This is a genomic window from Burkholderia sp. Ac-20353, from assembly GCF_017104785.1.
In the GTDB taxonomy this organism is placed as follows: domain Bacteria; phylum Pseudomonadota; class Gammaproteobacteria; order Burkholderiales; family Burkholderiaceae; genus Burkholderia.
In genome coordinates, this window is sequence record NZ_JAAGPL010000095.1 from 21,272 (window position 1) to 31,614 (window position 10,343).

The 10,343-nt window shown below is 65.4% G+C and carries 10 protein-coding genes and 7 tRNA genes; 13 read left to right on the forward strand and 4 right to left on the reverse strand.

The genetic code is table 11. From position 1 onward, the window contains the following. The first annotated feature begins 20 nt into the window (after positions 1-20). The 8 genes from G3N94_RS24445 (at position 21) to G3N94_RS24480 (ending at position 1,861) form a co-directional block, all read left to right on the forward strand. Positions 21-96 (forward strand) — tRNA-Ala (locus G3N94_RS24445). Positions 97-231: 135 nt separating this feature from the next. Next, positions 232-307: transfer RNA gene (locus tag G3N94_RS24450), tRNA-Glu, on the forward strand. 81 nt (positions 308-388) lie between these two features. Next, positions 389-465, forward strand: a tRNA-Asp gene (locus tag G3N94_RS24455). A gap of 63 nt (positions 466-528) precedes the next feature. After that, a tRNA-Glu gene (locus G3N94_RS24460) sits at positions 529-604 on the forward strand. Positions 605-684: 80 nt separating this feature from the next. After that, positions 685-761 (forward strand) — tRNA-Asp (locus tag G3N94_RS24465). Between the two features lie 64 nt (positions 762-825). Beyond that, positions 826-901: transfer RNA gene (locus G3N94_RS24470), tRNA-Glu, on the forward strand. Between the two features lie 73 nt (positions 902-974). Then, a tRNA-Asp gene (locus tag G3N94_RS24475) sits at positions 975-1,051 on the forward strand. A 345-nt stretch (positions 1,052-1,396) separates the two neighbouring features. Next, entirely contained in the window at positions 1,397-1,861 is a 465-nt protein-coding gene (locus G3N94_RS24480; RefSeq protein ID WP_205795138.1) for a GNAT family N-acetyltransferase, read from the forward strand. A gap of 16 nt (positions 1,862-1,877) precedes the next feature. On the opposite strand, the gene G3N94_RS24485 is transcribed toward G3N94_RS24480, so the two are convergent. After that, entirely contained in the window at positions 1,878-2,771 is an 894-nt protein-coding gene (locus G3N94_RS24485) for a helix-turn-helix transcriptional regulator (RefSeq protein ID WP_241022046.1), read from the reverse strand. A 245-nt stretch (positions 2,772-3,016) separates the two neighbouring features. On the opposite strand from G3N94_RS24485, the gene rraA reads away from it, so the two are divergent. From rraA to G3N94_RS24500, 3 genes are read left to right on the forward strand one after another with little or no spacing between them, the layout of a single operon-like run. Next, positions 3,017-3,511: a ribonuclease E activity regulator RraA gene (gene rraA / locus G3N94_RS24490; protein WP_205795139.1), complete on the forward strand. Its 495-nt coding sequence runs from the start codon at positions 3,017-3,019 to the stop codon at positions 3,509-3,511. Positions 3,512-3,546: 35 nt separating this feature from the next. Then, on the forward strand, positions 3,547-3,966 hold the full coding sequence (locus G3N94_RS24495; RefSeq protein WP_205795140.1) for a gamma-glutamylcyclotransferase family protein: 420 nt from the start codon (positions 3,547-3,549) through the stop codon (positions 3,964-3,966). Beyond that, on the forward strand, positions 3,963-4,148 hold the full coding sequence (locus tag G3N94_RS24500; RefSeq protein ID WP_205795141.1) for a hypothetical protein: 186 nt from the start codon (positions 3,963-3,965) through the stop codon (positions 4,146-4,148). The genes G3N94_RS24495 and G3N94_RS24500 overlap by 4 nt, the downstream gene beginning before the upstream one ends. Here the strand turns inward: G3N94_RS24500 and aceB are convergent. Continuing rightward, positions 4,133-5,725, reverse strand: coding sequence for a malate synthase A (aceB, locus tag G3N94_RS24505; protein WP_205795142.1), 1,593 nt, complete (start codon positions 5,723-5,725; stop codon positions 4,133-4,135). The two genes, G3N94_RS24500 and aceB, sit on opposite strands and share 16 nt — an antisense overlap. 70 nt (positions 5,726-5,795) lie before the next feature. Next, positions 5,796-6,554 carry a haloacid dehalogenase type II gene (locus G3N94_RS24510; protein WP_205795143.1) on the reverse strand — a complete coding sequence of 253 codons (759 nt, stop codon included), beginning with the start codon at positions 6,552-6,554 and terminating at the stop codon, positions 5,796-5,798. A gap of 157 nt (positions 6,555-6,711) precedes the next feature. On the opposite strand from G3N94_RS24510, the gene G3N94_RS24515 reads away from it, so the two are divergent. Together G3N94_RS24515 and G3N94_RS24520 are read left to right on the forward strand one after the other, a co-directional pair. Beyond that, positions 6,712-7,614 (forward strand): LysR family transcriptional regulator, encoded by a 903-nt coding sequence (locus G3N94_RS24515; protein ID WP_205795144.1) that lies wholly within the window; start codon positions 6,712-6,714, stop codon positions 7,612-7,614. Between the two features lie 237 nt (positions 7,615-7,851). Continuing rightward, the gene (locus tag G3N94_RS24520; RefSeq protein ID WP_205795145.1) at positions 7,852-8,286 is read left to right on the forward strand and encodes a universal stress protein; all 435 of its coding nucleotides are present in this window, start codon (positions 7,852-7,854) and stop codon (positions 8,284-8,286) included. Positions 8,287-8,517: 231 nt separating this feature from the next. Here the strand turns inward: G3N94_RS24520 and aceA are convergent, their stop codons facing one another. Continuing rightward, positions 8,518-9,825, reverse strand: coding sequence for an isocitrate lyase (aceA, locus tag G3N94_RS24525; protein WP_205795146.1), 1,308 nt, complete (start codon positions 9,823-9,825; stop codon positions 8,518-8,520). Positions 9,826-10,343 lie beyond the last annotated feature (518 nt).

Here is a 10,343-nt window from a genome sequence, read left to right on the forward strand (position 1 = left end):
ATCTCATTTCTGTTCTGCAAGGGGGTATAGCTCAGCTGGGAGAGCGCTTGCATGGCATGCAAGAGGTCAGCGGTTCGATCCCGCTTACCTCCACCAACAGAACAAACAAATCGCTTCGCGAAGCAGGGTAGTTAAAAAATGCTTCACAAAACGATTTAAGGCAGTTAGAATTTCGGCCTTCGCTGTTGATGAAAATTAATAGCGTAAGCCAGACAGATCTGAAAAGATTTTGTCCCCTTCGTCTAGAGGCCTAGGACATCACCCTTTCACGGTGAGTACAGGGGTTCGAATCCCCTAGGGGACGCCAGATTCAGCGGCGTTTCGTTGGAAGTGTCGCAAAGCTTGCAGGAACGTAACCGACGTCCTGCGGGTTAGGGTGCAGAAAGCTGGAGCGGTAGTTCAGTCGGTTAGAATACCGGCCTGTCACGCCGGGGGTCGCGGGTTCGAGTCCCGTCCGCTCCGCCAGAACGAAGCCCGTTCAAGACGTTTTTGAGCGGGCTTTTGTATTAAAGGTGTAAGCAGTACGTTGTCCCCTTCGTCTAGAGGCCTAGGACATCACCCTTTCACGGTGAGTACAGGGGTTCGAATCCCCTAGGGGACGCCAGATTCAGCGGCGTTTCGTTGGAAGTGTCGCAAGGCTTGCAGAAGTGTCATCGACGTCTGCGGGTCAGGGTGCAGAAAGCTGGAGCGGTAGTTCAGTTGGTTAGAATACCGGCCTGTCACGCCGGGGGTCGCGGGTTCGAGCCCCGTCCGCTCCGCCAGAACGAAGCCCGTTCAAGACGTCATTTGAGCGGGCTTTTGTATTAAAGATGTAGGCAGTACGTTGTCCCCTTCGTCTAGAGGCCTAGGACATCACCCTTTCACGGTGAGTACAGGGGTTCGAATCCCCTAGGGGACGCCAGATTTCGGCGTCGTTCGAACAAACGATGCGCCGGCAGGAAGCGACCGACGCCTGCCAGGCAAGAAGCAAGACTGGAGCGGTAGTTCAGTCGGTTAGAATACCGGCCTGTCACGCCGGGGGTCGCGGGTTCGAGTCCCGTCCGCTCCGCCAAAAAAGAAAATGCCCGCCTTGTGCGGGCATTTTCTTTTGTAGCGCCCATCGTGCCCGCTGGCGGGCACTGGCTGCGGAGCGGAGGAAGCCGCCTGCGCGGCTTCCGGCGGGACTCGAAGGGATGCGCGTGCACGCGCATCCGCGGCCTGCAGGATGTGGGCGAGTCCCGTCCGCTCCGCCAAAAAAGAAAATGCCCGCCTTGTGCGGGCATTTTCGTTTGTAGCGCCCATCGTGCCCGCCATGTGCGGGCATTGTCGTTTCTTCGCCGGACAATGCGCGAAAATCGCGATTGCATCCGGGCCCGACTGCGCTATCGTGGCGGAATGCGCCCTTGATCATCGTGCGATGCTCGATCCCACCGACCTGCGAATCCTGTATCAGCTCCGTCCCGCGGAGTCTGGCGATTTCCCGTTTGCCGAAGCGCTGACGCACGGCAACATGGGCGGCTATTACAAGCGCCACGGGCTCGTATGGCGCGGCGACCTGTTCTACGCGAGCTGGCGCGAATCGGAGAACTTCATTCTCGAGGCCGACGGCGAGCGCATCGGCGTGCTGCGCGTGACGGAAGAGGGCGACTCGCTGCATATCCGCGACGTGCAGATCGCGGCCGGCCATCGCGGGCACGGCGCCGGCACCTATCTGCTCGAGATGTCGCACCGCTGGGCGAAGGCGCGCGGATTGAACGAGCTGCAACTGCGCGTGTTCGTCGACAATCCGGCCGCGCGGCTCTACCTGCGCATGGGTTATCGCGTCGCCGGATCGCGGCTCGCGCAGCTCGGTTCGATTCGCCACATGGTGCGTCCGGTCTGACGCGCCGGCTCGGGTGTCAGGCCGGGGCGCCGTTCGCGTCGCCGGCGTCCGGCGGCGTGTCGGTTGCATCGTCCTCGGTCGTCAGGCCTTCCGCACCGCGGTGTTCGTGACCACGCAGCATGAACGCGCGCGGGCTTTCGCCGAACGCGCGCCGGAACATCGCGGAAAACGCGCTCTGGCTCTGGTAGCCGAGTTCGCGCGCGATATGCGACAGCGGGCGTCCCTGGTTGAGCAGCGGAATCGCGCGGGCGAGCAGCGCCTGCTGCCGCCACTGCGAGAAGCTTACTCCCAGTTCCTGTTTGAACAGCCGTGAAATCGTGCGCGTGCTCGCGCCGACCTCGCCCGCCCAGTGCTCGAGCGACTCCGCATGCGCGGGCTGCGCGAGCACCGCCTCGCACAGCGTGCGCAAGCGCTTCTCTTCGGGCATCGGCACCGCGAGCGGCAGCGGCTCGGCGTGACCGATCTCGTCGAGCACCAGCTCGCAGAGCATGCGCTCGCGGGTCGCGCTCAGGTCGCGCGCATCGAGCGCGACGATCAGCTCGCGCAGCAATCCCGTCACTTCGACGACACGGCATGCGTCGAGCCCGCCCGGCACGATCGACTCGTCGATGTACAGCGTGCGCAGATACGCTTCCTCGACGATCACGACTTCGTGCGTCACGTGCGGCGGCACCCAGATCGCGCGCGACGGCGGCACCATCCATGTCGTGCCGGCCGTCGCCACGCGCAGCACGCCGCGCGATGCATACGCGAGTTGCGCCCACGCATGCGTGTGGCGCGGTATGCGCACGCTGGCGGCGAGCTGGCGCGCGCGCACGCGCATCGGGTGGACGGATGTCGGTGCGAATTCCGGCGGGATGTCGATGACGTCGTAATGGGAGGATGCGTCGACGTAGGCGGACGGATTCATGGATGTTCGGGCGCGCGGCGGCGATGCCGCTATTGTAGAAGGGGCCGTGTGAGCGCACGCGGCGGTTTTTTCGGTCAATAATGCATGCTTCAAGTGAACTTTGTATGGGACCGGGGGCGCCAAGTCCGGTCGACAGCGAAGCATGGGACCGGACTAAGCGCTAAAGCGCCAAGTCTGGTCGACCGCGAAGCATGGGACCAGACTAAGCGCTAAAGCGCCAAGTCTGGTCGACAGGAGCCGATGACATGACGTTTGCAACAACCGATCTCTGCGATGCCCACGAAGACCAGCTCGCCGCCGGCACCCTGCGCGTGCTCGCGCCGGCGCTGCGCCCGTACGGCGGCGCCGCGCGTTTCGCCGGGCCCGCAGCGACGCTCAAGCTGTTCGAGGACAACTCGCTCGTGCGCGCGGCGCTCGAACAGGACGGCGCCGGCCGCGTGCTGGTCGTCGATGGCGGCGGCAGCCAGCGTTGCGCGCTCGTCGGCGGCAACCTCGGCGCGCTGGCCGAGAAGAACCATTGGGCCGGCATCGTGGTCTACGGATGCGTGCGCGACGCGGCCGAACTGCGCGCGTGCAACGTCGGCGTGCTGGCGCTCGCGACGCATCCGCGCAAGAGCGACAAGCGCGGCGCCGGCGAGCGGGACATTCCCGTCACGGTGCTGGGCACGCGTATCGCGCCCGGCGAATGGATCTACGTCGACGAGGACGGCGTGCTCGTCAGCGCGACGCCGTTGACCTGATACTGCAACACACGAATCGAAGAAGGAGAAACACGATGCGCTACGTATTCGTCTATGGCACGTTGAGAGCGGGAGAAGCCAACGATATCGGCAACGCGGCCGTGCGGCACGGCATCGCCGCACCGACGCTCGTCGGTGCCGCTGCACTGCCGGGCGAACTGTACGATTTCGGCACTTACCCGGGGATGGTCGCCGCGGGCGACGGCAAGACACTCGTCTGGGGCGACGTGTATGAAGTCGACGAGCGGCTCGTGCCCGTGCTCGACGAGATCGAGCGTGTCTATCCGGGTGTCGACAGCCTGTTCAAGCCCGAGACCGTGACGCTCGAACTCGGCGGCCGGCAGTATGCGTGCCTGTATTACCCGGTCGCGGCGCACGCGGTGGCGGACAAGCTGCGCATCGCGTCGGGCGACTGGGTCCAGCATCGGCAGGAGCGCGAACGCCTGAGCGCGTGACGTTCATCGCCGCACTTGAAAGAAAGGCGCGCTGCGATTCGGTTCGCAGCGCGCCTTTTTTCATCGCATCGGGCCGCGACGCGAAGCCGACCACGCTTCGCGTTGCCGTGCGGGTCGGGGCGAACACGGCCGGCCGCACCAGGCCCGCCACACCTGACCCGCTCGATCAGATTTCCTCGTAAAGCGGCAGCGTCAGGAATTCGGTGAAGCCTTCCGACGTCGACATCTGCTCGAAGATTGCCGCAGCACGCTCGTACGGCTGCGTGTCGCCACCGACCGATTGCTTCACGTTCTCGAGCTCGGTCTTCGCGTAGTCGCGCACGAGTTCCGCCGTCACCTTGCGGCCGTCGTCGAGCACGCCCTTCGGCGAGCGGATCCACTGCCACACCTGCGAGCGGGAGATTTCGGCCGTCGCCGCGTCTTCCATCAGGTTGTGGATCGGCACGCAGCCATTGCCGGCGAGCCACGCGCCGAGGTAATGAATGCCGACGTTGATGTTGTTGCGCAGGCCGGCCTCGGTGATCGGCGTTTCCGGCTGGAAGTCGAGCAGGTTCTTGCCTTCGACCTGCACGTCGTCGCGTTGCTTCGCGATCTGGTTCGGCTTGTCGCCGAGCACCTTGACGAACTCTTCCATCGCGATCGGCACGAGGCCCGGGTGCGCGACCCAGCCGCCGTCGTAGCCGTCGGTCGCGTCACGCTGCTTGTCCGAACGCACGCCGCCCATCGCCTTGTCGTTCGCTTCCGGATCGTTCTTGATCGGGATCAGCGCGCTCATCCCGCCGATCGCCGGCGCGTTGCGCTTGTGGCAGGTCTTCAGCAGCAGCAGCGCATACGCGCGCATGAACGGCACCGTCATCGTGATCTTCGAGCGCTCCGCGAGGCAGAAGTCGCGGTCGCTCTTGAACTTCTTGATCGCCGAGAAGATGTAGTCCCAGCGGCCCGCGTTCAGGCCCGAGCTGTGTTCGCGCAGTTCGTACAGGATCTCGTCCATTTCGAACGCGGCGAGGATCGTCTCGATCAGCACGGTCGCGCGGATCGTGCCGCGCGGGATGCCGACCTGTTCCTGCGCGGCGACGAAGATGTCGTTCCACAGGCGCGCCTCGAGATGGCTTTCCATCTTCGGCAGGTAGAAGTACGGGCCCGAGCCGCGCGCGATCAGCTCCTTCGCGTTGTGGAACAGGAACAGCGCGAAGTCGAAGATGCCGCCCGACACGCGCTGGCCGTCGACCGTCACGTGCTTCTCGTCGAGGTGCCAGCCGCGCGGGCGCACGATCAGCGTCGCGACCTTGTCGTTCAGCTTGTACGACTTGCCGTTCTGCTCGAGCGAAATCGTGCGGCGGATCGCGTCCTTCAGGTTGATCTGGCCGTCGATCTGGTTCGTCCAGCTCGGCGCGTTCGAATCCTCGAAGTCCGTCATGTACGAATCGGCGCCCGAGTTCAGCGCGTTGATGATCATCTTGCGCTCGACGGGGCCGGTAATCTCGACGCGGCGGCATTGCAGGTCGGCGGGCAGCGGCGCGACCTTCCAGTCGCCTTCGCGGATGGCCTTCGTTTCAGCCAGGAAATCGGGGCGCTCGCCGGCGTCGAGGCGCTTCGTGCGCTCGGCACGTGCCTGCAGCAGGGTCTGGCGACGCGGCTCGAACGTGCGGTGCAGCGCCGCGACGAGTTCGAGCGCTTCGGGCGTCAGGATTGCTTCGTAGCCCGGACGGATCTCGCCGGTAATCGCCATGCCTTGCGGCAGCGTGAGCGTGGTGGTCATGAGTCTAATCTCCTTGGTCGGTCAGTTGCGGTTTCGGTGAAGGGGGAAGTGGCCGGCAGCCACACGTGCGTTACGTGCCCGGGCCGGGGCGCGCGCGGCTTGCGTTTCTGCCGGACGGAGCCGGGGTGGCGAGGAAAGCGAGCAGGTCGGCCATGCCCGTGCCGGTGCCGTCGGGCGGCGTGCCGAGTTCCTCGGCCGGGGCGCCCGTGCGGTTGAGCCAGAACGTCGTGTAGCCGAACCAGGCGGCGCCCGTTACGTCCCAGCCGTTCGACGACACGAACACGATGTCGCGCGGGTTCGGCCCGAACGCGGCGGTGCCGAGCGCATACGCGGCCGGGGACGGCTTGTACGCGCGCACCGCGTCGACCGACAGCACGCGATCGAACAGGCCGTTCATGCCGGCGCTCTTGACTGCGATGTCGAGCATCTGCGGGTTGCCGTTCGACAGGATCGCGAGCTGCGGACGCGGGTCGAGCGCGCGCAGCTTGCGCAGCGCGGGCACCGTGTCGGGATAGGTGGACAGGCACGCATATTCGTCCATCAGGCGTTTCTCGGCGGCGCTGTTGAGCGCGAGGCCGAACGAGCGCGCGGCGAACCGCAGCGCGTCGAGCGTGACGTCCCAGAACGGGCGGTAGCGGGCGCCGGCCGGATCGGCGAGCGTGCGCAGCTGCGAGTATTCGATTTGCTTGCGTCGCCACAGCTGCGACAGGCGTTCCCCGTGGCCGGGGAACATCTGCTCTGCCGCGGCCACGACCGCATGCACGTCGAACAACGTGCCGTATGCGTCGAAGAGGATGGCGTTGGGAGAGAGTGTCGTTGTGGCCGACATAGCCTTGCGCTCCAGTATCAGAGGTCGGAAACGATTTTATTCGTGATCGTCGGTGCTAAAAAAGACGCTAAACATCACTTGATCTTTTACTTTCATCTACCTAATCTTGTGCTGCTTCATTCAATGTAACGGACGGCTGCGGCCGTCCGGACGATTCATGGACCGGTTCAAACAGATCGAAACGTTCGCCGCGGTCGCGGCGAAAGGCAGCCTGTCGGCGGCTGCGCATGCGGAAGGCGTCGCGCCCGCGATCATTGGCCGCCGCCTCGACGCGCTCGAGGAGCGGCTCGGCGTGAAGCTGCTCGTGCGCACGACGCGCAAGCTCACGCTGACGTTCGAAGGGTCGGCGTTCCTCGAGGACTGCCAGCGCGTGATCAACGACATGCAGAACGCGGAGGCGAGCGTGTCGGCGGGCGGCGTGAAGGCGAGCGGACACCTGCGCATCTCCGCGCCGGCCGGCTTCGGCCGGCGGCACGTCGCGCCGCTCGTGCCCGAGTTCAGTTGTGCGCATCCGGACGTGTCGGTCACGCTCGACCTGGCCGACCGGATGGTCGACCTCGTCAACGAGGGCTTCGACTGTGCGGTGCGGCTCGGCGAACTGCCCGATTCGTCGCTCGTGTCGCTGAAGCTCGGCGAGAACCGCCGCGTGTGCGTCGGGTCGCCCGCGTACCTCGCGCGGCGCGGCACGCCGGCCACACTCGCGGAGCTCGCACGGCACAACTGTCTCGCGCTCGCGGCCAACGCGAACCAGCAGCGCGGCTGGGCGTTCCAGGAGGACGGCAAGGTCGTGTCGATCCGCGTGAGCGGCACGATGGAATGCTCGGACGGCGCGGTACTGCACGAGTGGTGCCTGGCCGGGCACGGCCTCGCGTGGCGCTCGTGGTGGGAAGTGGGCGAGGACATCGCCGCGGGCCGGCTCGTCAGCGTGCTCGATGCGTTTGCCGCGCCGCCGATCGGCATCCACGCGGTGTTTCCGCAGCGCCGGCATTTGCCGCTGCGCGTGCGGCTGTTCCTCGACTACCTGAAACATACGTACGAACGGCCCGGCTACTGGGGCTAGGCGCCATTCGCACGTCGCGCTGCCTGCCGCGAGCACGAAGGCGGCGGCGGGCCCGGACGGCGCGCGGCGGTACGCGGCCGGGGTGCCGCACGGGTGTTTCCGATATGAGGGCGAACCCGCTGCCTGGGCCGGTCGCGCCGATTCGCACACTACAATCGAGACAGGCACCCCGGACGCGAGCCGGCCGCGGTGTGCGGCGGCGCGCGGCGCCGCGTGCGACTGACGATGGAGGGGGCGATGTTCAAGCACATCCTCGTGCCGACCGACGGCTCCGACCTGTCGAAGATGGCGATCGATGGCGCGATCGACCTCGCCCGCGCGGTCGGCGCGCGCGTGACGGCCTATGCGTGCCTGCCGCAGTATCCGTACTCGCCGTTCTCGGAAGTGATCATCGAGCCGCCCGCCGATTTCCGGGCGCGCAGCGAGCGCGAGGCGCGCACGCATCTCGACGAGGTGGAGTCCGCCGCGCGGCAAGCGGGCGTCGACTGCGACACGTGGACGAGCGTGCATCCGTCGCCGTACCTCGGCATCATCGAGGCGGCCGAACGCGGCGGCTGCGACGTGATCTTCATGGCGTCGCACGGGCGCCGCGGGCTCGGCAGCCTGCTGATCGGCAGCGAGACGCAGCGCGTACTGACTCATACGAAAATTCCGGTGATCGTCTATCGGTAGGCCCGGCGCCAGCCCGCGGTGCGCGGCTGCCAGTCCGTCGGCCGAAGTCGAAACGAATGCGCGCCGGGCAGGCCCGGCGCGCGTTGTCGTCTGCAGCCCGCAGGCTGCGCGGCGGGTCGCGCGATGGATGCCGCGCGCCTGCCGTCTCCTCCCTGATGCTTGTTCGTGATACGGGTGCCGATGCCGCGCCGTCGCATGACCGGCGGGCATCGGCAGACGCCGCGAGGCGTCTTAAGCGACCTTCTTGCCGTCGAAGAACTGCTCGTCTTCGGTCGACCCGTGCAGCGCGGTCGTCGACGCTTCGCGCTCGACCGTCTGCGTCACCGCGTCGAAGTAGCCGGTGCCGACTTCGCGCTGGTGCTTGACTGCGGTGAAACCCTTGTCGGCTGCCGCGAACTCGGCCTGCTGCAGTTCGACGAACGCGCTCATCTGCGTGCGGGCATAGCCGTGTGCGAGGTTGAACATCGAGTAGTTCAGCGCATGGAAGCCGGCCAGCGTGATGAACTGGAACTTGTAGCCCATCGCGCCGAGTTCCTTCTGGAATTTCGCGATCGTTGCGTCGTCAAGGTTCTTCTTCCAGTTGAACGACGGCGAGCAGTTGTACGACAGCATCTTGCCCGGGAACTGCTTGTGGATCGCTTCCGCGAACTTCTTCGCATACTCGAGATCCGGCTTGCCCGTTTCACACCAGATCAGGTCGGCGTACGGCGCATACGCGAGGCCGCGCGAGATCGCCTGCTCGAGGCCCGGCTTCGTACGGAAGAAGCCTTCGACCGTGCGCTCGCCCGTCAGGAACGGCTTGTCGTTGTCGTCGACGTCCGACGTGATCAGGTCTGCCGCTTCCGCGTCGGTGCGCGCGACCAGCACGGTCGGCGTGCCCATCACGTCGGCCGCGAGACGTGCCGCCGCGAGCTTCGCGACGGCTTCGCGTGTCGGCACGAGCACCTTGCCGCCCATGTGGCCGCACTTCTTCACCGATGCGAGCTGGTCTTCGAAGTGGACGCCCGATGCGCCGGCTTCGATCATCGCCTTCATCAGCTCGAACGCGTTCAGCACGCCACCGAAGCCGGCTTCCGCGTCAGCGACGATCGGCGCGAAGAAATCGACGTAGCCTTCGTCGCCCGGGTTCTTGCCTTCCGACCACTGGATCTGGTCGGCGCGCGTCAGCGTGTTGTTGATGCGCTTCACGACCTGCGGCACCGAGTTCGCCGGGTACAGCGACTGGTCCGGGTACATTTCGCCCGCGAGGTTCGCGTCGCCAGCGACCTGCCAGCCCGACAGGTAGATCGCCTTGAGGCCGGCCTTCACCTGCTGCATCGCCTGGTTGCCGGTCAGTGCGCCGAGCGCGTTGACGAACGGTTCGTTGTTGATCAGGGCCCAGAGCTTTTCCGCGCCGCGTTTCGCGAGCGTGTGCTCGACCTGGATCGAACCGCGCAGGCGGACCACATCCTCAGCCGAGTAGCTGCGCTTGATGCCCTTCCAGCGCGGATCGGCTTCCCATTGCTGTTGCAGTTCCTGTGCCTGTTGCTGACGCGACATGATGTGCTCCTCGAAATGGTGTTGCCTGAATCGGGGTGAATCGAACGGGGGTGATGCTGTTCACGAAGCAGGGAGTGACGCGTTTCGGTTCGTGAGGTCTTGTATAAGAGTCTAGGCAAACCACAGATCGCGAAACAGAGGCTTTGTCAGGAAGTTTTGAAATTTTTAATTGTTTTAAATCAAGTTCTTGCGTCGTTAATTCCGAGATATAAAATGCATTTTCCCATCCTGCAACACACCGGGTTGTGCCACGCAGCATGATTTTTTACGACGCAAAAAAATTTTCCGCATCGTGAAATGACGGCGAGGGCGAAAAAAAACCGGCGCGGGTGCGCCGGTTGCGTGTTGCGGGGCGGGTGACGGACGGCCTGCGAGGCCGCCCGCGCGCCATTACGACGCCGAATTGCCGCGTCGCGGGCCGCCGCGCTGGCCGTCGCTGCGGCGGTTGCCACCGTCACGGCTGCCGCTCGGCTTGCCGCTCCAGCCACCATTGCCGCCGTTGCCGCCGCCATAGCTGC

Coding starts and splice junctions, on each gene's coding strand:
- G3N94_RS24480 (WP_205795138.1), top strand. CDS start 1,397: ATGCTCGATCCCACCGACCTGCGAATCCTGTATCAGCTCCGTCCCGCG.
- G3N94_RS24485 (WP_241022046.1), bottom strand. CDS start 2,771: ATGAATCCGTCCGCCTACGTCGACGCATCCTCCCATTACGACGTCATC.
- rraA (WP_205795139.1), top strand. CDS start 3,017: ATGACGTTTGCAACAACCGATCTCTGCGATGCCCACGAAGACCAGCTC.
- G3N94_RS24495 (WP_205795140.1), top strand. CDS start 3,547: ATGCGCTACGTATTCGTCTATGGCACGTTGAGAGCGGGAGAAGCCAAC.
- aceB (WP_205795142.1), bottom strand. CDS start 5,725: ATGACCACCACGCTCACGCTGCCGCAAGGCATGGCGATTACCGGCGAG.
- G3N94_RS24510 (WP_205795143.1), bottom strand. CDS start 6,554: ATGTCGGCCACAACGACACTCTCTCCCAACGCCATCCTCTTCGACGCA.
- G3N94_RS24515 (WP_205795144.1), top strand. CDS start 6,712: ATGGACCGGTTCAAACAGATCGAAACGTTCGCCGCGGTCGCGGCGAAA.
- G3N94_RS24520 (WP_205795145.1), top strand. CDS start 7,852: ATGTTCAAGCACATCCTCGTGCCGACCGACGGCTCCGACCTGTCGAAG.
- aceA (WP_205795146.1), bottom strand. CDS start 9,825: ATGTCGCGTCAGCAACAGGCACAGGAACTGCAACAGCAATGGGAAGCC.